Origin of the sequence: Pseudarthrobacter raffinosi (genome assembly GCF_023913735.1) — a bacterium.
Classification (GTDB): domain Bacteria; phylum Actinomycetota; class Actinomycetes; order Actinomycetales; family Micrococcaceae; genus Arthrobacter; species Arthrobacter raffinosi.
The window spans coordinates 129374-151304 of the sequence record NZ_JAMXBH010000006.1; the positions used below are offsets into that span (position 1 = coordinate 129374).

Below are 21931 nucleotides of genomic sequence, written 5' to 3' on the forward strand. Positions count from 1 at the left end.
TGGAATATGGGCCTTGAAGGGACCACTCCGGGGTGCAGTTTCCGGTTTTCAATCCACCCCCTGATGTGGCTAGGGTCGATAACTATGGTTATTTACAGGTCCGAATTTTCCCGTTCCCGGACCAGTATCCATGGGGGACTCCGGCGTGGCGCTGCAGCGGCTGCCGTCGGAGCGGTACTGGTCCTGTCCGCCGGCGTGCCGGCATCCCAGGCGGCTGACGGCAGCGCCGAACCCCCAGGGTCCGCCGAGGTTGCGGCCGACGGGGACCTCGCCGGGGTCGGTGGCCTGCTGAATGGACTCCTGGGCGGTTCCGGCGGACAGGCCAAAGCCTCACCGGAACCGACTCCGGCCCCCTCAGGATCGTCCACTCCGACGGCCACGGCTACACCGTCTCCCGCCCCCACGTCCACGGCCCCCACGTCAACTGCGCCGACGTCGTCCGCTCCGTCGACATCTGCCAGCCCAGCGCCGCAGGGCACCACTCCGCAGGGCACGGCTCCCCAAGGTGCCGTCCCGACGTCGAGCGCTCCGGCGCCGCTCAGCACGTCCCCGGATGCCGCAGGTTCAGCGGCAGGCACGCAGCCGAACGGCCAGCCCGGCACCCCAGCCGACGCGACGCAGGAAGCCGATCCTGCTGCGGACCAGCCCACGGACACCCACAGCACCAACGCCACGCCTGTTTCGGGACCGGGGCGCCACGGAAACGCGCCTGCCAGCCGGGACAACATGGCGTCCGCCACGGCAGCAGCCGCGGCCGCCGAACCCGCGAAGGTCTGGCTTGGTGTGGGACTGGTGGGGTCCGCCGGAGCCGCTGGCCTCCTTTTTGCCCGGATCCGCCAGATCTGACCTCAGTGCCGGATTGGCTCACAACCCACGCTTCGCCGAACGTGTGACATTGAGCACTTCTACGTCTTGTAGAAGTCGCTGGTTTCGACTTGGCGGTAGGGAAGGGGCAAACTGGTAACCATGAGCCACACTTCTGCCGAATCTGTCACTAAAACCGAAGAATCAGCCGAGCAGTTCTTCACTCTCTGGACTGTTTTCAAGCGGTCCGAGGAACTGGTGCGCAGCGCTGATGCTGCCGCCGATTTCGATGCCCTGTTGGTCCGCCTGGCCGAGGCCGGCGTGACGCACCGCGGCAGCTACGACGTCTCCGCGATGCGCGCCGACGCCGACATCATGGTGTGGCTCCACGGCCCGAAGCCCGAAGCGCTGCAGCAGGCCATCCGCGACATCCGCCGCAGCACGCTTTTCGCCGGAACCGAGATTGTCTGGTCCGCCATGGGCGTGCACCGGGAAGCCGAGTTCGCCAAGAACCACACCCCCGCTTACTCACGCGGTGTGGCCCCGGCCGAATGGCTCTGCGTCTACCCGTTCGTGCGCTCCTATGAGTGGTACATCCTGCCCGAGGAAGAACGCGGCAAGATGCTGCGCGACCACGGTATGCTGGGCCGGGAGTTCCCGCAGGTCATCTCCAACACGGTATCCTCCTTCGCCCTGGGAGACTGGGAATGGATCCTGGGACTGGAAGCCCCAGAACTGGTGGACCTCGTGGACCTCATGCGCCACCTCCGCGCCACCGAAGCACGCAACCACGTACGGGAGGAAATCCCGTTCTACACCGGCCGCCGCATCACCGCAGCCGAGGTCGCTGAGGTCCTCGCATGACCCAGCCCGATCCTGCGGCGGGCGCCGTGCTCACCGGAATCAACCCGGTCACCGAAGCCGGCCGGATGGCGCCCAAAAACTATGACGGCGTCCTGCTGGCCTCCTTTGGCGGGCCCGAAGGCCAGGACGACGTCATCCCGTTCCTACGCAATGTCACCCGCGGCCGCGGCATCCCGGACGAGCGGCTGGAAGAGGTTTCCCGGCACTACCGGGAAAATGGCGGCATCAGCCCCATCAACCAGCAAAACCGCGAGCTCAAGGCAGCCCTGGAAGCGGAGCTCAGCGCCCGCGGCATTGAGCTTCCCGTGCTGTGGGGCAACCGCAACTGGGACCCCTACATTCCGCAGACCCTGCAGGACGCGTACGACGCCGGCCACCGCAAACTGCTGATGGTCACCACAAGTGCCTACTCCTGTTACTCCAGCTGCCGCCAGTACCGCGAGGACATCGGCATCGCCCTGACGGAGACAGGACTGGACGGCCGGCTTGAGGTGGACAAGGTCCGCCAGTACTTCGACCACCCCGGCTTTGTGGAGCCCTTCATCGAAGGCACCGCAGCCGGGCTGGCGGACGTGCGGGCGCAGCTTGCGGCCGCGGGAACACCGGACGCCCCCGTGCACATCCTTTTTGCCACCCACTCCATCCCCACCCGGGATGCCGAGGCCGCCGGACGGTCTGCGGACGAACCGCGCGAGTTCGACGAAGGTTCCGCCTACGTGGCCCAGCACCTGGCCACCGGCGCCGCAGTCATCAGCCGAGTGCAGGCCGAGTCAGGCCTGACCGCACCCTGGTCGCTCGTCTACCAATCCCGCTCGGGCGCGCCGCACGTGCCCTGGCTGGAACCGGACATCAACGACGCCATCGCCGACCTGGCTGGCCAGGGCATCAAAGGCGTCGTCATCGTCCCGCTGGGCTTTGTCAGCGACCACATGGAAGTTGTCTGGGACCTGGACACCGAAGCTCTGGAAACCAGCCGTAACCTCGGCCTGGCTGCCACGCGTGTACCCACCCCCGGCAACCACCGGAAGTTTGTGAACGGCCTGGTGGACCTCATCTCCGAACGGACGCTCGCCAACAACATCAGCGACCGGCCCGCCGTGACCGGACTGGGCCCCTGGTACGACGTCTGCCGGCCGGGATGCTGCGCGAACTTCCGCGGCGAAAAGCCCACCATCGCCGGAGCCGACACCACCGTCGGCACCGGACACGACGCATACCCGGGCGCATCTGCGGGCGCTCCCGGGAGAGAAGGAACCCCGTGACCGTACGGATCGGAACCAGGGCCAGCAAGCTCGCCCTGACCCAGACCCAGCAGACGGCGGACCAGCTGGCCGCCGTCGGAGGCTTCCCCGTGGAGCTGGTGCACATCACCACCGAGGGCGACGTCAGGACAGGGTCCCTGTCCCAGATGGGCGGCACCGGGGTGTTTGTCGCCGCCCTGCGCGATGCCCTCCTGCAGGACACCTGCGATGTCGCTGTGCACTCACTCAAGGACCTTCCCACGGGCGCCGCGCCGGGCCTCACCATCGCCGCAACGCCCAAGCGTGCGGACGTGCGGGACGTCCTGTGCGCCCGCGACGGCCTAAAGCTGGCTGATCTGCCTCAAGGCGCCAAGGTGGGCACCGGCTCTCCGCGCCGAGCTGCCCAGTTGCGTGCCGCCCGCCCTGACCTGGAAGTGCAGGACATCCGCGGCAATGTGGATACCCGTCTGGGCCGCGTGCCCGGCCTGCCCGGAAACGCCGCCGGCGCACCGGGTGACCTGGACGCCGTCGTACTGGCCGCCGCAGGCCTGGAACGCATCGGCCGCCTGGACGCCGTCAGCGAATTTTTCGAGATGGACGTGATGCTGCCGGCGCCCGGACAGGGTTCGCTGGCCATCGAATGCCGGACGGCTGACGCCCCGCGCAAGGCAGGTTCCACCGAGGGGTCGCAGAGTGTTTTGGCGCAGGCCCTGGCCGCGCTCAACGATGAGGACACCCGCCTCGCCGTGACCGCCGAGCGTGCCGTGCTGGCCCGCCTCGAGGCCGGCTGCGCCGCCCCCGTGGGTGCCTTCGCGTACCGCAAGGGCAGCATGCTGTACCTCGAGGCGGCGGTGTGCGCCGTGGACGGCACCAAGACTGTGCGCGAAAAGAAGGCAACCGACGGTCTCACCGAGGTTGGTGCCACGCTGCTCGGCATCGAGGTGGCCGAGCTCCTGCTGGCTGCCGGCGCCGCGGAGATCGCGGACCTTGCAGCCTCCTGATGACCTGGCGGGCGCTCTGGGTGGCCGGCGCGTCCTGATCACCCGTAGCGCCGACCGTGCCGGGCCGCTGGCCGCGCTGCTCGGCGGTCTGGGGGCCGAACCGTTGCTTTTGCCGCTCATCGACTTTGAACGGGCCGCGGACCAGTCGGCTCTCGATGCCGCGCTGGATGATCTGGTGGCCGGGGGCTTCGACTGGCTGGTGGTCAGCAGCATCACCGCGGTGCGTGTGCTCGTGGAAAAAGCGGTTGAGCGCGGCACCACGCCGGCCGGACTGGTGCCGGCGGGAACGAGGGTGGCCACCATCGGACCGTCCTCCCGGCGGATCCTCGAGGCCGCGGGCATTCCTGTGGCGCTGGCCCCGGTGGATATCCAGTCCGCCGAAGGGCTCGTGGAACTGTGGACCGCCGCGCCGGCGCGCGTGCTGCTGCCACAGGCCGACATCGCGGCCCCTGAACTGCGCGATGGCCTGGCAGCCAAGGGTGCCGACGTCACCGCAGTTGTGGCCTACCACACCGTGGACTACCCGGCCCGGCAAGAACTCCGCCTGGAGGCGGAACTGCCGTCCGCCGTCGGAATCTCCCACGCTTTCGCTCCCCGTGAGCTCAGTCAGTCGCAGACCCGCAGGGAGCTCGACGCCGGGACGCTCGACGCCGTCGTGGCCGCCTCGCCAAGCGCCGCGCGGCGCATTGCAGCGACCCTCCTGCCGCTGGGCCGCTGCCGTTTCATCGCCATCGGACGCCCGACGGCGGCAGAAGCTGCCGCCCTTGGCATCCCGGTGGCCGCCACCGCCCAAGTCCCCACCCCGGACGGCATAGTGGCCGCGCTGGGCACCGTATTTGCCAACGAAGGGAACACCCGATGAGCTTTCCGAACCACCGCCCGCGCCGCCTCCGCACCACGCCCGCCATGCGCCGGCTCACCGCCGAATACCGCCTGGCGCCTGCCGACCTGATCCTGCCCGCGTTCATCCGCGAAGGCCTCAGCGAACCGTCGCCCATCACCTCCATGCCCGGCGTCGTCCAGCACACCACCGACTCGCTAAAGCGCGCCGCCGCGGAAGCCGTGGAATTGGGCGTCGGCGGCATCATGCTCTTTGGCGTGCCCGCAGTGCGCGATGCCCGCGGCACCGCCTCCCTGGACCCGGACGGCGTGCTCAATAAAGCCATCCGCGACGTCCGCGCCGAGGTGGGCGACGACCTGGTCATCATGGGCGATGTCTGCCTGGACGAATTCACCGACCACGGCCACTGCGGCGTCCTGGACGCCGATGGCTATGTGGACAACGACGCCACGCTGGAGATCTACGGCCAGATGGCCGTGGCCCAGGCTGACGCGGGCGCCCATGTGCTGGGGCCCTCCGGCATGATGGACGGCCAGATCGCCGTGATCCGCCAGGCCCTTGAGGAATCCGGCCACAAAAACACCGTCATCCTGGCCTACGCTGCCAAGTACGCCTCCGCCTTCTACGGTCCCTTCCGGGAAGCCGTGGATTCGCAGCTCAAGGGCGACCGCCGCACCTATCAGATGGACGCCGCCAACCGCCGCGAAGCCCTCCTTGAGGTGGAGCTGGATCTTGAGGAAGGCGCAGACATGGTGATGGTGAAGCCGGCCATGAGCTACCTGGATATCCTGGCCGACGTCGCCGCCATGAGTCCCGTGCCCGTCTCGGCCTACCAGATCTCGGGTGAATACGCGATGATCGAGGCCGCCGCCGCCAACGGCTGGATTGACCGGCGGGGTGCCATCACGGAATCCATCCTCGGCATCAAGCGGGCCGGCGCCAACACCGTGCTGACTTACTGGGCCTCCGAAGTAGCAGGCTGGCTCAAGGAATCCTGACGCGGCAGGGAATGTTTCCGGATGCTCGGTGGTTTGTATGCGTATGCATGAAAACAGCGAGCCTTCCGTAACCACTCCGTCCACCCCGGGCAACCCCACTGCCCCTGTCCCCGCGGACACCATCCTATTGGGCGTCAGTACCTTCGGCGACGTCGACCTGGCTGCCGACGGCGCACCCAAGCACCACGCGGAGGTGCTGCGCCAGGTGGTGGAACAGGCCAAGGTGGCCGACGCCGTCGGACTGCACTCCTTCGGCGTGGGGGAGCACCACCGCAGGGACTTCGCCGTCAGTGCGCCGGACGTGGTGCTCGCAGCCATCGCCACGGCCACGGAAAACATCCGGCTCGGCAGTGCCGTCACGGTCCTGAGCTCGGACGATCCCATCCGCGTCTTCCAGCGCTTCGCCACACTCGACGCCGTCTCCAACGGCCGCGCCGAAGTGATCCTGGGCAGGGGTTCGTTCACCGAGTCCTTCCCGCTCTTTGGCTACGACCTGGGCGACTACGACGCGCTGTTCGAGGAGAAGCTGGACATCTATGACCGCGTCCGCTCCCAGAACCCGGTGAACTGGGACGGCCGCACCCGGGCGTCGCTTCGGGGCCAGATGGTCTATCCGCACGTGGAAGGCCGCCTGCTTCCCACCTGGATCGGAGTGGGCGGCTCACCCCAGTCCGTAGTCCGCACGGCCACCTACGGGTACCCCATGGTCCTGGCGATCATCGGCGGCGAGCCCGAGCGTTTCCGCCCGTATGCCGATCTGTACCGGCGCACGCTGGCCGAAGCCGGTAAGGAACCGCAGGCACTCTCCGTGCATTCGCCCGGCTACGTGGCCGAAACTGACGAGCAGGCCCTCGAGGAGTACTACCCGCACTGGCTCGCCACGCGGAACAAGATCGGCGCGGAACGCGGCTGGGGACCGGCCGGGCGCGGCGAATACGAAGCCGCGGCCGACGAGGACGGCGCCCTGTTCGTTGGTTCCCCGGAGACCGTGGCGGCGAAGATCGCCCGGCTCAAGGGCACCCTCGGTGCGGACCGCTTCGAGATGAAGTACAGCAGCGGCACGCTGCCCCACGAGCAGATGCTGCGCTCCATCGAACTGTTCGGTTCCAAGGTGGCGCCACGCGTTGCGGACAAGCTTGCGGACATGCTCGCGGACCGCTGAGTCAGGCGGCCACTTGATCCGGCAGCTACTGTATCCGGCGCCCGCACCATGGCGTGGCGCCGGATGCCACCGCACGTGATGGAAGAATAGGGGCATGACTCGTTCCGAAGACCTCTTCGCCCGTGCCCAGACCCTGATGCCCGGTGGCGTCAACTCACCCGTCCGTGCCTTCGGCTCGGTGGGCGGTACCCCGCGGTTTATGGTGTCGGCCCAGGGCCCATACCTGACCGATGCCGACGGCAAAGAGTACGTCGACCTGGTCTGCTCCTGGGGCCCGGCCCTTCTGGGGCACGCCCATCCGGCCGTACTGGAGGCGGTCCACGCGGCGGTGGACCGAGGCCTGTCCTTCGGCGCGTCCACCCCGGACGAGGCCAACCTGGCCGCCATCGTCCAGGAGCGCGTGCCGGCCGCCGAACGCGTGCGTATGGTCTCCACCGGCACCGAGGCCACCATGACGGCCGTCCGGCTGGCCCGCGGCTTCACCGGCCGGAACCTCATCATCAAGTTCGCTGGCTGCTACCACGGCCACCTGGACGGGCTGCTCGCCGCTGCAGGATCGGGTGTTGCAACCCTGGCGCTGCCGGGCTCGGCCGGCGTCACCGCAGCCACTGCCGCCGAAACGCTGGTCCTGCCCTACAACGACCTCGCCGCCGTCGAAGCCGCCTTTGCTGCGCACGGGCCGAACATCGCAGCCGTCATCACCGAAGCCGCCCCCGCCAACATGGGCGTGGTGACTCCGAGGGAGGGCTTCAACCTGGGCCTGTCCCGCATCACCCGCGAGCACGGCGCCCTGCTGATCCTGGACGAAGTGCTCACCGGCTTCCGCACCGGCTACTCCGGCTACTGGGGACTCACCGGCGGTGCTGCTGACGCGACGGAGCCGTGGACCCCCGACCTGCTCACGTTCGGCAAGGTCATCGGCGGCGGAATGCCGACGGCGGCCCTCGGCGGGCGTGCGGACGTTATGGACTACCTTGCACCCCTCGGCCCGGTGTACCAGGCAGGGACACTCTCCGGGAACCCCGTGGCCATGGCAGCCGGCGTAGCCACGCTGACGCACGCCACCCGCGACGTGTACTCCTTTGTGGACGCCCGCTCGCTGGAACTCTCCTCGGCGCTGTCCGCTGCCCTGGACAGTGCCGGTGTGGACCACTCCGTCCAGTTCGCCGGAAACCTCTTCTCCGTGGCATTCGGCACGTCCGCCAACGGCGTCCACAACTACGCTGACGCCCAGGCCCAGGAAACCTTCCGGTACGCGCCGTTCTTCCACTCCATGCTGGAAACCGGCGTTTACCTGCCGCCGTCGGTCTTCGAGGCCTGGTTCCTCTCGGCCGCCCACGACGACGCCGCGATGAACCGAATCTTTGACGCCCTCCCGGCCGCCGCGAAGGCTGCAGCTGCCGCGAAGGCCTAGCGCCGCCGTCGGCCGTTGACCGGCGCCCGCAACGGCTGAAGCAAGAAAATCCCCGTCTCCCGGACAAATCCCCGCACAAAGCGTGGGGGAAATGTCCGGGAGACGGGGATTTCCTGTTGGCGCGTCTACAGCACGTCCGAAAGGAAGCCCTTCAGGCGGTCTGTTGCGGGCGCCGTGAAGATCTGCTCGGGCGGACCCGATTCGACCACCACGCCGGCGTCCATAAACGTGACAGTGTCCGAGACGTTGCGGGAGAAGCCCATCTCGTGGGTCACCACCACCATGGTCATGCCGCCCTTGGCGAGGTCGGTCATCAGCGCCAGGACGCCCTTAACGAGCTCGGGGTCGAGGGCGGAGGTGGCCTCGTCAAAGAACATCACCTCAGGCTTCATGGCCAACGCACGGGCGATTGCAACGCGCTGCTGCTGGCCGCCGGAGAGGTTGGCCGGGCGGGCATCGGCTTTGTGCTTGAGGCCCACCAGGTCCAGCTGCTCCAGGGCCTCGGCGCGCGCCTCGTCCTTGGAGAGCTTCCGGAGCTTTCGCAGCGCGAGCGAGACGTTGTCCAACACCGTCTTGTGCGGGAACAGGTTGAACTGCTGGAACACCATGCCGATCCGCTGGCGCAGCTCGTCCGGGTTGTCCTTCAGGACCGACCGGCCATCCAGCAGGATGTCGCCCTGGTCCGGTTCGATCAGCCGGTTCATGACGCGCAGGAGCGTCGACTTTCCAGAGCCAGACGGGCCGATGACCGAAGCCGTAGTGCCCTTCTCCACGTGGAGGTCGATGCCGCGGAGCACATGGTTATGCCCGAACGAAAGGTGCAGGTTCTTGCCGGTCAGGGTGCCGGAAGTAAACTCCGTCATGCCTGTGCCCCCTTGCCGATAGGTGCCGCCAGCTCGTCCGGTTCCTTCTTCTCCGGCCGGCCAGTACGGAGCCGGTTGTCGATGAAGTTCACGAAGTGTGTCAGCGGCACGGTCAGGATCAGATACAGAACGCCGGCGGCCACCAGCGGCGAAAGGTTCCCAGTGTTGGCCATGGCATCGTTACCGATCCGGAAAATCTCGCGGTCGGAGGCTGCCAGGCCCAGCACAAATACCAGGGAGGAATCCTTCAGCAGCGAGATGAACTGGTTCACCAAGGCAGGCAGCACGCGGCGGATGCCCTGTGGCACCACCACCAGGCGCATGGACTTGCCGTAGCTGAACCCCAAAGCGCGCGAGGCCTCCAACTGGCCCTTCTCCACGCTCTGGATTCCGGAACGGAAGATCTCGCCGATGTAGGCGCCGGCGATCAACGTCAGAGCCAGGATCCCGAGCGGATAGGGGTTCCGGTTACCGGTGAGTTCCCGAGCGATGGGGCTGAGCCCAATACCGATCACCAGGATGACCAAAATGGCGGGCAGGCCGCGGAACAGGTCGGTGTAGATCCGAGCTGCCCAGCGGGCGACGGGATTCCGGGAAATGCCCATCAGCGCGAGCAGTAGCCCCAGCAAGGAGCCGAGGATGCCCGAGGCCAAGGCCAGGATCAGGGTGTTGGGCAAGCCCACCGTGAGAAGGGAAGGAACGACTTTCGCCATTTCCTCCCAGTTGAGGAAGGTTTCACCCAGCTGGTCCAGGAGATCCATAAGCGGTTAAGTCCAGATCAGCTCTGGGGAGCCGGAGCAGCTTTGCTTCCCGGCTTCCAGTCGGCGGGGGTCTCGCGGTCCGGGTACCATTCCTTGGTCAGCTTGGACCAGGTGCCGTCAGCAATTACGGCATCAAGGCCGGAGTTCAAAGCGTCGATCAGGGCCTTGTTGTCCTTGTTCACGGCGTAAGCGGTGAAGTTCTGGGTGTTCACAACAGACTCGGCGATGACAGTTCCGTCGCCGTCCTTCACCTGGCCGGTGGCCTGCTGCGAGGGTGCCACCCAGGCATCGATCTGGCCGTTGCGCACGTTGGCGTACACGGTGGCGTAGTCCGGGAAACGGACCGGCTCGAGCTTCAGGGTGTTGGTGGCGTAGTCGTCCTGGACCGTGCCCTGGACAACGCCGATGCGGACATTGGCATCCAGGTCTGCGAAGCCCTTGACGTCGCTGTCGGTCTTGGCAACGACAGCCATAAAGCCGAAGTCGTAGCCGTTGGTGAAGCCCACGTTGGCGCGGCGGGCGTCTGTGGTGGAAATCGAGGACGATCCCACATCGAACTGCTTAGTCTGTACCTGGGAGAGCAGCGCCGAGAAGTCGGTGGCTACGAACTCGACCTCGAGGCCAAGCTTGCCGGCAACGGCGCGCAGGAGCTCGTTGTCGTAGCCGGTGAACTTGCCGGCGGGGTCGATGAAGATATTCGGCGGGGCGTCGGAGAGCGTGCCAACTTCAAGCTTGCCTTCGGTGTTGAGGCCCAGCTTGGTCTTGTCGATCTGGTCCAACGGCGTGACGTCGGCGGTGGTGTACTTGTCCAGCGTCTGCTGGTCACTGCCGGCGAGGGCATCGGTGGGCGTGCCGCTCGGCTGGGCAGTCCCGCTACCGCAGGCGGCCAGCGAGACAGCCAGCGCAACCGCGACCGGAACGCTGGTCAGCCACTTCATGGCTTTGGTCTTCATGAGAAAGTCACTTTCATCAGAGTCATAAGATCAACCGGGCCGAAGGCTGCGCGTCAGGCGCCTGGCGCCTTGCTCCCAAATGCCGGCCGGCCGGGGCGGGATTACCGCTGAACTTAATCATCTCATTTCCGGCTTTCAGCGCCTTCGGACGAATAAGACCTTGCTTCAATGCGCCTCTTGCCGAATTAGTGGCTGCAGTTGACTCTTCCTGAACATCTGATGAATGAAAGCTTCCCGCGCGGCCGAATCTGCGGGTTCCGGCAGCCGCAGTCAGCGGTTCCGGGCTAAATGTGAGTTAGCTCTCAACTAGAAGTCACCGCTGGCGTCTTCCGGTGGAAGGACGGGCCATTCCCCTTCGATCACGGCGGCGGGCTTGGTCTTGCGCAGGTAGTTCTGGAAGTCCGCAGCTTGGCTGACAGCCCAGTCCTTTTGCAGTTCGTGAAGCTGGCTGGCCGGCATCTTGAGCTTGGGAAACTTGATGGCCATCGCATCCAGCATCCGGAGCGTGGCCAAAGCATCCGCGGCCGACGTATGGGCGTTGTCCAGCGTGATGCCGTATTCCTCACACAACGCCGTCAACGTGCGCTTTCCCTTGCGGTACCGGTCCACCTGCTTGTTCATGATGAACGGGTCCAGGACAGGGAACCGGCTCAACTGCCGGACGCCGTAGCGGGCGGACTCAGCGGCCAGGACGGTGAAGTCGTAGCTGGCATTGAAGGCAATGACCGGAATGCCGGCGTCGAACAGGTCCTGCAGGACAGTGGCGAGCTCCGCGGTGACTTCATGGACAGGCCGTCCCTCACGCCGGGCCTGCTCCGTGGTGATGCCGTGGATATCGCTGGCCTCGGTAGGGATTTCGACGCCGGGATCGGCCAGCCATTCGTGTTCGGTGATCACGTCCCCCTTGTGGTCCACCACGGTGACCGACGCCGTGACGATGCGCGCGGCACGCGAATTCCGTCCGGTGGTTTCGAGATCGAAGGCTGCGCGGGGAAGGGTGTTCCAGGTGGTCATGCTTCAACGCTACCGGCCAGCACCGACAGGATCGTGCAGCGCCACTGCCGCTAACCTTGATGTATGCGGACTGAGTACATTGAGGCGGTGCTCGCGCTGGTCGAGCTGGTTCCACCCGGCACCGCACTGGCCTACGGCGATGTGGCCGAGCTGCTGGGATCCGGCGGTCCGCGGCAGGTGGGCCACGCCATGAGCCACTACGGCAGCGACGTCGCGTGGTGGCGCATCCTGAAGGCAAGCGGCCAGGGTCCGGAAGGCCACGAGGCCGAAGCCCTCCGCCACTACCTGCAGGAGGGGACGCCGCTGCTCGGCAACCACGATGCCTTCCTGCGTACCGGCGAAGGCAAATGGCGGGTAGACCTGATGGCAGTACGCTGGGCCCCGGGCGAGGATGACTTCGACCGGATTGACGCTATTGCGGAGCAGCTGGAGCGGCGGCTGCATAGATTGTCGGTGGCTGATGATGAAATGTCTGTGTGACCGTAACAATCCCCGATGTTGATACCGCCGAGTCCGCACGCACGTCAGCGAGGCCCGCGTCCGCGGCCGGACGATCCGGCGGAACGGGCCTCCGGCTTCTCCCGCCGCGGCAGCTGCACGCGGACGTGCCGGCGTTGTCTGCGGACCAGCGCGACGCCGTCGACGTGCCCCACGGCTCGGGGCCTGTCCTGGTTCCCGGCGCACCCGGAACCGGAAAATCAACGGTCCTGATCGAAGCCGCCGTCCGTGGGGCCCTGCAGGACGGCGTGGACCCCGAGCGGATCCTCATCCTGGCACCCGGACGCCTCGCCGCCGACTCACTCCGCGACCGCTTCACCGCACGGCTGGACAGGAGCCTGAGCACCACACCGGCCCGGACCTGGGCAGCCTATGCGTTTGACCTGATCCGCCGGGCCAAGGCTGAGGGAATCCTTCCGCTTCCCCGCGCGCCGCGCCTCCTGTCAGGCCCGGAACAGGACCTCATCATCCGCGAACTCCTGGAGGGCCACCGGATGCCGGGCTTGGAACTTCCGTGGCCTGCCGACCTGGAAGCGGCACTGGAGACGCGGGGTTTTCGGCACGAGGTACGCCAACTCTTCGACCGGATCATCGAATCCGGCCGGACCGCCGGCGACCTGGAGGAGCTGGGCCACCAGTGCGGTCGGCCCGATTGGATCGCCGCCGCGGCGCTGTACACCGAGTACCGGGATGTCCTGGATATGCGAATGCCCGAGGCCTTCGACCCCGCCGGCATCATCACTACGGCCCGGCAGATCTTCCAGGACGCGCCTGACTTCCTGGCCGCGGAACGGGACCGCCTCCAGCTGGTGCTGGTGGACGATGTGCAGGAGGCGAACCCTGCCGTGTTCGAACTGCTCGCCGATATCGCCGCCGGCAAGGACTGCTATGTCGCCTACTCCCCGGACACCGTTGTGCAGGGCTTCCGCGGGGCCAGGCCCGACTTGGTCGCGGAGCTGCCGCGCCTGCTTTCTGCGGACGCCGGGGTCGTCGAGCGGCCGCTGTGGCACACCCATCGGCACGCCCCCGCCATCGCGGCGGCCTGGCTCGGCGTCGCGGGCAGGATCTCGCAGCGTGCGGGCGGCCAGCTTGCCAGACGGCTCGAGCAGCCCGAACCCCTGGCCGGAACCGCGCACGGGCCCAACGCCGTCGTCGAACCCCAAACTCAGCCCGCCGGCACGGTGGAAGCACACCTGGTGCCGTCCCCGGTCCACGAACTGCGGTACGTTGCGCAGCGCATCCTGGACCAGCACGTCAACCATGGCCGCGACCTGGCAGAGATCGCCGTGATTGTACGAAACGGCGGACAGCTCAGTGAGCTGCAGCGCTACCTCACGGGCCAGGGGATCCCGGTGCGCGTTCCGGTAGCCGAGTCCGCGGTCCGAGATGAAGTGGCCGTACGCCCGCTGTTGGACGCCTACGCCATTGCGCTGGATCCTGAACTGCTGACTCCGGAAGCCGCCGTCGCCCTGCTGACGTCGCGCATCGGGGGCGCTACGTCCATTGAACTGCGCCGGCTACGCCAGTCGCTCAGGCGGGAAGAGCTGCTGGGCGGCGGCGGACGGACCAGCGACGCCCTGCTGGTTGAAGCATTATCGGAACCCGGCGCCCTGGGGACGCTGGGCCTGGAAGGCCGTTCCGCGCGCCGGACCGCACGCATGATCCAGGCAGGGCGGAGCGCCGCCGCCGCGCCCGGCGCCAATGCCGAGACCGTGCTCTGGGCCCTGTGGCATTCCACCGGACTGGCCAATGCGTGGACCGAATCCGCCCTCATCGGCGGTTCCCATGGAGCCCGCGCCGACCGGGACCTTGATGCCATGATGGCGCTCTTCCATACAGCCGAGCGCTACGTGGACCAGATGCCGGGCGCCGGGCCGGAGCAGTTCCTCGAGTACCTCCTGAACCAGGAGCTGCCGATGGATACCCTGGCCGCGCGGGCCCAGGTGGACGACGCCGTCGAGCTGATGACCCCGGCCAGTGCTGCCGGGCGGCAGTGGCCGGTGGTGATTGTGGCGGGGCTGCAGGAAGGCGTCTGGCCCAATACCCGGCTCCGCGGTGAGCTGCTGGGCAGCAGCCTGTACGCTGACGCCGTCGAGCATGGGGTCAGCTATGCATTGCAGCTGGACCCGCTGAGCCGGCTGCGGGAAATCCGCTACGACGAACTCCGGAGCTTCTCCACGGCCGTTTCCAGGGCCTGCGAGATGCTGATCTGCACCGCTGTTTCGTCTGAGGACGACCAGCCGTCGTCCTTCCTCGACTATGTGGCGCCGCTTGAGCCGGGCGCCGAGGGCAGGGGGTTCACGCCGGTGGAACGGCCCATGACGCTGCGTGCCCTGGTGGCCGAGCTGCGGCAATACGCGCAGCTGGATGGAAAGTATGAGCCCGAAGCCGCCGAGGCCGCCAGGGTCCTGGCCGGACTTGCCGCCGCGGAACCGGCGGTCCCGGGAGCGCATCCGGACAGCTGGTGGGGCCTGCCCCCTTTGACGACATCGGAACCGGTTGTCCCGCCCGGAGGGACGGTTTACGTCTCGCCCTCGAAGGTGGAATCCGTGCAGAAATCACCGCTCGACTGGTTTATGCAGGCGGCCGGCGGAGAAGCCGCCACGGACTTCGCCCGGAGCCTGGGCACCCTGGTGCACGCCATCGCGCAGGACCTGCCGGAAGCCTCCGGGGGCGAATACGTCGCCGAACTCATCCGCCGGTGGCCAACCCTGGGGATGAAGGACAACTGGGAAGGCAAACTCGACTTCCAGCGTGCCGAAACAATGGTGCGCAAGCTCGCCCAGTACGTCCTGGTGATGCGGAGCGAGGGCCGGAGCCTGCTGGGCGTCGAGCAGGACTTTGAGGTCCGGCTGCCCGATGTTCCGCCGGCGGACGCCGGGCAGGACGATGCCGAGTCCGTCGGAGATTTGGCTGGCGGGACCGACCTTCCCCGCGCCGCCGTGCTCCGCGGCCAGGTTGACCGGCTGGAGATCGACGCCGAAGGAAGGCTGGTCATTGTGGACCTCAAGACGGGCAAAAGGCAGCCTGGCAAGGCAGAGCTGTCCCGCCATCCGCAGCTGGGGGCCTACCAGGCGGCGGTCCTGGCCGGCGGTTTCACGGACGTACACGGACTGCCTGGCGCAGCAGAATTCAGCGCAGCAGAACCCGGTGCACCAGTGCCGGACTCACCAGCGCCGGGCTCACTCGTGCCGGGCGGCGCAGTACTGGCGCAGCTCGGAACAACTACCAAAAGTCCCGGCGTCCAGCAACAGGAACCCTTGGAGGCCCAGGATAACTGGGCGCTGGACATGGTCACCGATGCGGCCGCGGTAATGTCCGGCAGCAGCTTCGAAGCCAGGCATGACCCGGCAAAGAGCAGCCATGGGGGGCACGGCTGCAGGCTCCCTGAGGTCTGTCCACTCTGTGTCCGCGGAAAGCAGGTCACCGAATGAGCCAGCCCCAGGTTCCAGAGCCCCTGTTCAGCCCGGAGCAGCTGTCCATGCTGTTGGGTGAAAAGAACACGCCGACCCCCGAACAGTCGGCCATCATTTCCTCACCCTTGGCTCCCCGGCTGGTGATCGCCGGGGCGGGTTCCGGCAAGACCGCCACCATGGCCGACCGCGTCGTCTGGCTCGTTGCCAACGGCTGGGTCAGGCCTGAGGAAGTCCTGGGCGTAACTTTCACCAGGAAGGCAGCAGGCGAGCTGGCCACGCGGATCCGGTCCAAGCTGGCGGCACTGCAGCGCGTCGCTGCCCAGGACACTCAGCACGAACTGTTCCCCGAGGGGCTACTCAGCAGCGACGCCCTGGAGCCCAAGGTGTCCACCTACCACTCATTTGCGAGTGGCATCGTTTCTGACTACGGGTTGCGGCTGGGCGTGGAACGCGACGTTGTGCTGCTCGGCGGAGCCCAAGCCTGGCAGCTCGCCAGCGAAGTAGTGGAAGCGTTCGACGGCGAGTACAGCCACTTCAAGGCAGCCAAGTCCACACTGGTCAAGGCAGTCATCCAGCTGGCGGGGGAGTGCGCAGAGCACCTGCAGGAACCGGCCGACGTCGAGGCCTGGCTTCTGGCGCGACTCGCTGAGTTTGAAGAACGTCCCTACGTGGCCGGGGCGAACAAGAACGCCCCCCAGGCAGCCGGTGAACTGGCCGCGATGCTGCGCACCAGGGCAAGCGTGGCTGACATGGTGGGCCGCTACGCCGCCGCCAAGAAGTCACGCGGGGCATTGGACTTCGGCGACCTGGTGGCACTCGCGGCCCGTGTGGCCACGGAAATCCCCCTTGCTGCGGACATGGAACGCCAGCGCTACAAAGTGGTGCTCCTCGACGAGTTCCAGGACACGTCGTATGCGCAGTTGGTCCTGTTTTCGCGGCTTTTCGGCGCGGGCCACGCGGTCACCGCCGTGGGGGACCCCAACCAGTCGATATACGGCTTCCGGGGTGCTTCGGCAGGTCAGCTCTTCCACTTTGTCCGTGAATTCCCTGTCCGCGTGGACGGGGACGACGGGCCGGGACGTTTCACGCTGGCCCCTACGTCGTACCTCACAACGGCGTGGCGCAACGGCCGGGCCATCCTGTCCGCCGCCAACATCATGTCAGAGGCCTTAGGGCGCGCCGAGGCGCAGAAGGCCACTGCCGGCAGCGCCGCTGAGGGCAGCTCGGCAGGCAGTACCCCGGCGGGCACCGCCGCGGAAGGCACTATCCCGGTGGGCACGGCTACGGGGGCGGCGAATGTGCCGCCCCTGCAGCCCAGTCCCTTCGCGGTGGAGGGACGGGTGGTACTGGGCCGCTTCGGCACAGACCTCGACGAAGCGGCCGCCCTTGCCGAGGACGTCATAAAGTACCGGGTCACGGACTTTGAACGTGAGGCCGACGGCACACCGGTGCCGCCGGCACTGGCTGTCCTGTGCCGGCGGCGGGCCCAGATGGAAACCATCCGGCGGGAGTTCGAGGCGCGGGGGATTGCCTACGAAATCGTGGGGCTCGGCGGACTGCTCGACACTCCCGAAATCGTTGATCTGGTGGCCACGCTCCGGGTGCTTGCCGATCCCGGACGCTCGGACTCCCTGATGCGCCTCCTGGCCGGCGCCCGTTGGCGGATCGGGCCGGCAGACCTGATGGCCTTCCGAGACTGGTCCAGCCACCTCGCACGCCGGCGTGGCCGCCCCGCAGGCGCGGCCACGCCGGAGGACGGGCCCGCTGACGCGTCCGACGAGGCCGTCATCGAAAGCGACCTGACGGACGGTGCCAGCCTGGTTGAAGCGCTGGACTGGCTGCCACGCGAAGATTGGACCTCTTCCCACGGTCGGTCGCTGACCGAAGTGGCCCGCGACCGCCTCGGCAGGCTTTCGGCGGAGCTCAGGCAGCTGCGCGGCTACCTCGGGGACGACCTCACCACTCTGCTCGGCGAAGTGGAACGCGTTATGTTGCTCGATATCGAAGTGGCAGCACGCCCGGGGACCAGCATCCACCAGGCCCGCCGAAACCTGGACGCCTTCCAGGACGCGGCGGCCGGCTTCCTGCGGACCTCGCACCGAGTGGACATCCTCGCCTTCCTTGCCTGGCTGGAAGCTGCCGCGGCCGAGGAAAACGGCCTCGAAGCTCCGCCGTCGGATATCAACCGCGAGGCTGTGCAACTGCTGACCGTCCATGCGTCAAAGGGCCTGGAATGGGACGTCGTCTTTGTACCGGGCCTCAACGCCGGCGCCTTCCCCAGCAACAAGGACTCGCGCTGGAGCAGCGGCGCGGCGGCCCTGCCGTGGCCGCTGCGGGGGGACCGTTCGGACCTGCCCCAATGGGATACCGACCAGCCGGACCAGAAGGGCTGGCTGGACGCCGAGAAGGACTTCAAATCAGCCGTCCAGGTCCATGGTGAGGGCGAGGAACGCCGCCTGGCATATGTGGCCTACACCAGGGCAAAGCACGTCCTCTGGGTCTCCAGCGCGGCATGGGTGGGCTCCAGGGCAGGCCGTGCTGAGATGTCACCTTTCCTCGCTGAACTGGAACAGCTTGTCGGCTCCGGCCCCAACACGGCCCCGGTGGACGCCGCGGAAATCTGTCCCGCCATAGTGCACCCGGCGTCAGTGGACGAAGCCTCCCTGCCTGAAAAGAGCCCGTTGACTACCGAAACGGAGGTGGCCGGATGGCCCTATGACCCCCTCGAAGGTCCCGTGGATGCGCGGACCGGGGAGCGCCTGCGGGTTGTTCCCGGCAGGCGGCTGGCCATGGAGGGCGCCGCGGCACGCGTCCGGGCCGCGTTGGAGCCCGAGGACTCTGTGCCGGTCCTTGAGCCTGCATCCGCCAATGAGTCCGGGCCAAGGATCCGGGGCACTGCGGCGGGCTGGGCCAGGGAAGCTGCCTTGCTGCTGGAACGGCGGTCCAGGCGCGCCTCCGGGCAGGACGTTCATTTGCCCGGCCACATCTCGGCGTCCACGCTGGTGGATCTTGGAGAGGACCCGGCGGGGGTAGTGGGCAGGCTGCGAAGGCCTGTACCGCGTGAGCCCGGGATGTTGGCGAGAAAGGGAACGGCATTCCACGCCTGGGTTGAAGAGTACTTCGGCGCAGCCGGAATGCTGGATCTCGGCGAGGCCCCCGGATCCGACGACCACATTGATGCCGCCTACGACCTCGACACCATGGTGGCCACCTTCAAAGCCTCGGAATGGGCCGACAGGTCACCGGCTTTTGTCGAAGTTCCGGTGGAAACGCGGGTGGGAGACGTCGTGGTGCGCGGGCGCATCGACGCCGTCTTCCAGGACGCGGACGGGAGGTGGGACCTCGTGGACTGGAAAACCGGCCGCCGGCCCTCTGCCGCCCAGCTGCGGGCCAAATCGGTGCAGCTCGCCGCGTACAGGCTGGCCTGGGCCCGGCTCAAGGGCGTGGCAGTGGAGGACGTCAGGGCCGCCTTCTTCTACGTTGCGGACAACCAAGTCGTGCGCCCGCACGATCTGGGCTCCGCTGAGGAGCTTGAACAGATCGTGGCCACCGCCCTCGACGTCAGTGCTTCCTGAGGTCAGCGCAGGCTGACCTCAGGAAGCGTTCCCGGGTGTCAGTGCTTCCTGACGTCGACGATGCTGATGGCCGCGGTGGACGTGTCCTCGGCGGACGGGCGCACTGACGGCTTGTCCGCCGGTGACTCGTCTGCAGAGTCTTCGTCCGCCGGTGCTTCGTCGGCCGGGAGGTGCTCAGCCGGGATAGGGCTGACTTCCACTGCGGGCACCACCGGAACAGGCTCCACCGACGGGACGGGCACGGGGACGACGGTCACCGCCGGAGCAGCGGCCACACCCACCGCGTGGGACTGGGCTGCGGGGGACTGGGCGGCGTCGTCGGCCAGGGCAGCCGGGGCTGGCAGCGGCTCGACACTGATGGCCTGGCCGCCGTGCTCTTCGACGTCGGCCGCGAGGGTTTCCAGCATGCCTTCGGCTTCGGCAACCATACCCGCGTCGCTGGCAGCGATGGCCTTGACCAGGTATTGCGCCAACGCGAACTCGGCAGACAGGGCAGCTCGCCGGAGCAGGTGCTGGTCCGGGGAGTCGCGGCGGCTGCCGGTGTAGCTGGCAAGAACTGCGTCCACGAAATCCTGTTCGTTCGAGGCAACCAGCCAGGCGAAGTCGTCGGCGGGATCCCCGATCCGCAGGTCCGTCCAGCCCGTAACGGCCGTGACGCGGCTGCTTTCCACGAGCAGGTTGTCCTCATGGAGGTCCCCGTGGACAACGCACGGGTTGAACCGCCACAGTGAGACGTCTTCAAGGGCATGTTCCCAGCGGAGCAACAGCGACGCCGGGATTTTTCCGGTTGTGGCCGCCTGGTCGAGCTCGTTGAGCCGGCGCTGGCGGAATTCGTTGGGCGTGTAGCTGGGCAGGTCGGCATTGCTGACCAGGGAGTGCGGAAGATCATGGATGGCCGCGAGCGCTGTCCCGATTTCCCGGGCGAGCGCGGCCGGACCCGCGGTGAGTTCTTCCACACTTTGGGTGCTCCCGGCCAGATGGGAGTACACAAAGGTGCTGAGGTTACCAAGCCGGACGCTGCCGGCAACCGTGGGCATCAGGAAGGGCAGCTCGGCCCGGATGGCCGGTACGAATGCCCGGAGGACGAGGAACTCCGTCTCGAGCCTGGCGCTTGCTTCCGCATGCCGCGGGGACCTGACCCGCCACTGTTTGTCTTCGGAATCCAGCAGCAGCGCGGAGTCAAAATCCGCGGGATCGTCCGCAGCGGAGCTAACGGCGGTTGGGGTCAGCCCGGGGACTGCCGCGGTTGCTACGGCTGCCAGTTCGATCGGTTTTCTTCTCACCGTTCCACGGTAGATTGAGTGGCGTCCAAGACAACGATGTGCGGCGGCGAGTCTCCAGATATGCTGCAAAAGTCGGCTTCCGCACCCGGTCCGGACGTCCACACCACCTGTCCTGCCGAATGTCCCCGCCGAATGTAAATTGTCAGTCCGAATCAGTACGGTGGACACATGAGTCATGCGGAGTCCGCTATACCGGCCTACCAGCCGCAGGCAGCCCAGCTGCCGGCCAACCACCTGTTCGATACCGTACTGCCGGTTCTCCCTGCCGCGGTGGACCGCGGCTCCGCATACCGTGTCCGGCCAGGCATGGTTGAGGAATTGCTGGACAGCGAACACACCCGGGCAGTGGTCCTTGCCGGGCGGCAGGCCCTGGTGCAGGGCAACCAGCTTCTGCTGCCCGCAGCCGCCCAGTTGCTGGCTGACCTGCGGGACCGTGGCTCAGCCCCGGAACAGGTCATCTATCTTGGCGCCGCGCTGGACGGCTCGGATCTTGCCGCCGGCACCGAAGTGGTCCTTGTTGTCCTTCCTGAACCTGCCGAGCCCGGCACTGCCGGAATCCCGGCCGGCGCGCAGTGGGCCGGCTTCCGCGACATCGCCGCCGTCCTGAACCCCACTGATACGGCGTTGTTCGTCGAGGCCAGCGCCATCGCCAACTGGCATGCCGGCCATACGCATTGCCCCCGGTGCGGGGCCCGCACTGCCGTGGAGGCCGGCGGCTGGGTCCGCCGCTGCCCCCAGGACAGCTCGGAACACTACCCCCGGACGGATCCGGCCATCATCGTCACGGTGGTGGGGCCGGACGGACGGCTGCTGCTCGGTGGCGGCGGGCCGGTTGACGCGAAGAATTACTCCACGCTGGCCGGATTCGTTGAACCAGGCGAATCCCTGGAACAGGCTGTCGTCAGGGAAATCCACGAGGAAGTGGGCGTCCGGGTCACGGGCTGCCAGTACTTGGGCTCGCAGTCATGGCCTTTCCCGGCCTCCCTTATGCTTGGATTTACCGCCATCACCGAAGACGCCGTGGCAAAGCCCGACGGCGTGGAGGTAACCCGTGCGCGCTGGTTCAGCCGGGAGGAACTCCAGGATGCCGTGCTCACCGGCGAAATCACCATCTCCAGCCGGCTGTCCATTGCACGCTCGCTGATTGAGCACTGGTATGGCGGCCGGATCATGGACCGCACGGACACCTGACACCCGGAACAGGCATCACCATTGGCCAGACGCCAGCACGTGGCAGTCGCGA

Annotated in this window: 17 protein-coding genes; 12 read left to right on the plus strand and 5 right to left on the minus strand. The window is 67.2% G+C overall.

What is annotated here, in order from left to right; all coding sequences use genetic code 11:
- The first annotated feature begins 84 nt into the window (after positions 1 to 84).
- From NG698_RS07205 to hemL, 8 genes are all read left to right on the plus strand, one after another.
- Positions 85 to 846 carry a hypothetical protein gene (locus NG698_RS07205; RefSeq protein WP_252609017.1) on the plus strand — a complete coding sequence of 254 codons (762 nt, stop codon included), beginning with the start codon at positions 85 to 87 and terminating at the stop codon, positions 844 to 846.
- A 120-nt stretch (positions 847 to 966) separates the two neighbouring features.
- Positions 967 to 1668 (plus strand): hydrogen peroxide-dependent heme synthase, encoded by a 702-nt coding sequence (gene hemQ / locus NG698_RS07210; RefSeq protein WP_252598275.1) that lies wholly within the window; start codon positions 967 to 969, stop codon positions 1666 to 1668.
- Positions 1665 to 2930, plus strand: a complete 1266-nt coding sequence (locus NG698_RS07215) for a ferrochelatase (RefSeq protein WP_252609019.1) — start codon at positions 1665 to 1667, stop codon at positions 2928 to 2930. The genes hemQ and NG698_RS07215 overlap by 4 nt, the downstream gene beginning before the upstream one ends.
- Positions 2927 to 3910 carry a hydroxymethylbilane synthase gene (gene hemC, locus NG698_RS07220; protein WP_252598273.1) on the plus strand — a complete coding sequence of 328 codons (984 nt, stop codon included), beginning with the start codon at positions 2927 to 2929 and terminating at the stop codon, positions 3908 to 3910. Before NG698_RS07215 ends, hemC begins: the two co-directional genes overlap by 4 nt.
- Positions 3897 to 4772 (plus strand): uroporphyrinogen-III synthase, encoded by an 876-nt coding sequence (locus tag NG698_RS07225; protein WP_252609021.1) that lies wholly within the window; start codon positions 3897 to 3899, stop codon positions 4770 to 4772. The genes hemC and NG698_RS07225 overlap by 14 nt, the downstream gene beginning before the upstream one ends.
- Positions 4769 to 5749: a porphobilinogen synthase gene (hemB, locus tag NG698_RS07230; RefSeq protein ID WP_058931884.1), complete on the plus strand. Its 981-nt coding sequence runs from the start codon at positions 4769 to 4771 to the stop codon at positions 5747 to 5749. Before NG698_RS07225 ends, hemB begins: the two co-directional genes overlap by 4 nt.
- 43 nt (positions 5750 to 5792) lie before the next feature.
- Complete coding sequence (locus tag NG698_RS07235; protein WP_252609023.1) at positions 5793 to 6911, plus strand: LLM class flavin-dependent oxidoreductase; 1119 nt, start codon at positions 5793 to 5795, stop codon at positions 6909 to 6911.
- A 94-nt stretch (positions 6912 to 7005) separates the two neighbouring features.
- Positions 7006 to 8325 carry a glutamate-1-semialdehyde 2,1-aminomutase gene (hemL, locus tag NG698_RS07240; protein ID WP_252598270.1) on the plus strand — a complete coding sequence of 440 codons (1320 nt, stop codon included), beginning with the start codon at positions 7006 to 7008 and terminating at the stop codon, positions 8323 to 8325.
- 125 nt (positions 8326 to 8450) lie between these two features.
- Here the strand turns inward: hemL and NG698_RS07245 are convergent, their stop codons facing one another.
- The 4 genes from NG698_RS07245 to NG698_RS07260 form a co-directional block, all read right to left on the minus strand.
- A complete protein-coding gene (locus tag NG698_RS07245; RefSeq protein ID WP_252598269.1) occupies positions 8451 to 9188 on the minus strand; it encodes an amino acid ABC transporter ATP-binding protein in 738 nt (245 codons plus the stop codon).
- Entirely contained in the window at positions 9185 to 9949 is a 765-nt protein-coding gene (locus tag NG698_RS07250; RefSeq protein WP_056343886.1) for an amino acid ABC transporter permease, read from the minus strand. The genes NG698_RS07245 and NG698_RS07250 overlap by 4 nt, the downstream gene beginning before the upstream one ends.
- A gap of 17 nt (positions 9950 to 9966) precedes the next feature.
- Positions 9967 to 10902 (minus strand): ABC transporter substrate-binding protein, encoded by a 936-nt coding sequence (locus tag NG698_RS07255; protein ID WP_252598268.1) that lies wholly within the window; start codon positions 10900 to 10902, stop codon positions 9967 to 9969.
- Between the two features lie 306 nt (positions 10903 to 11208).
- Positions 11209 to 11916, minus strand: coding sequence for a 3'-5' exonuclease (locus NG698_RS07260; protein ID WP_252598267.1), 708 nt, complete (start codon positions 11914 to 11916; stop codon positions 11209 to 11211).
- A 63-nt stretch (positions 11917 to 11979) separates the two neighbouring features.
- Here NG698_RS07260 and NG698_RS07265 point away from each other — a divergent pair, with 63 nt between their 5' ends.
- Genes NG698_RS07265 through NG698_RS07275 form a run of 3 tightly spaced genes read left to right on the plus strand, consistent with a single transcriptional unit; the run spans position 11980 to position 19405 of the window.
- Positions 11980 to 12396: an MGMT family protein gene (locus tag NG698_RS07265; RefSeq protein ID WP_252598266.1), complete on the plus strand. Its 417-nt coding sequence runs from the start codon at positions 11980 to 11982 to the stop codon at positions 12394 to 12396.
- The gene (locus NG698_RS07270; RefSeq protein WP_374210087.1) at positions 12393 to 15848 is read left to right on the plus strand and encodes an ATP-dependent helicase; all 3456 of its coding nucleotides are present in this window, start codon (positions 12393 to 12395) and stop codon (positions 15846 to 15848) included. The genes NG698_RS07265 and NG698_RS07270 overlap by 4 nt, the downstream gene beginning before the upstream one ends.
- Positions 15845 to 19405 carry an ATP-dependent helicase gene (locus tag NG698_RS07275; protein ID WP_252609025.1) on the plus strand — a complete coding sequence of 1187 codons (3561 nt, stop codon included), beginning with the start codon at positions 15845 to 15847 and terminating at the stop codon, positions 19403 to 19405. The genes NG698_RS07270 and NG698_RS07275 overlap by 4 nt, the downstream gene beginning before the upstream one ends.
- A gap of 38 nt (positions 19406 to 19443) precedes the next feature.
- Here the strand turns inward: NG698_RS07275 and NG698_RS07280 are convergent, their stop codons facing one another.
- A complete protein-coding gene (locus tag NG698_RS07280; protein ID WP_252609027.1) occupies positions 19444 to 20688 on the minus strand; it encodes a macrolide 2'-phosphotransferase in 1245 nt (414 codons plus the stop codon).
- 168 nt (positions 20689 to 20856) lie between these two features.
- Here NG698_RS07280 and nudC point away from each other — a divergent pair, with 168 nt between their 5' ends.
- Positions 20857 to 21879 (plus strand): NAD(+) diphosphatase, encoded by a 1023-nt coding sequence (gene nudC, locus NG698_RS07285; RefSeq protein ID WP_252609029.1) that lies wholly within the window; start codon positions 20857 to 20859, stop codon positions 21877 to 21879.
- Positions 21880 to 21931: the final 52 nt, after the last annotated feature.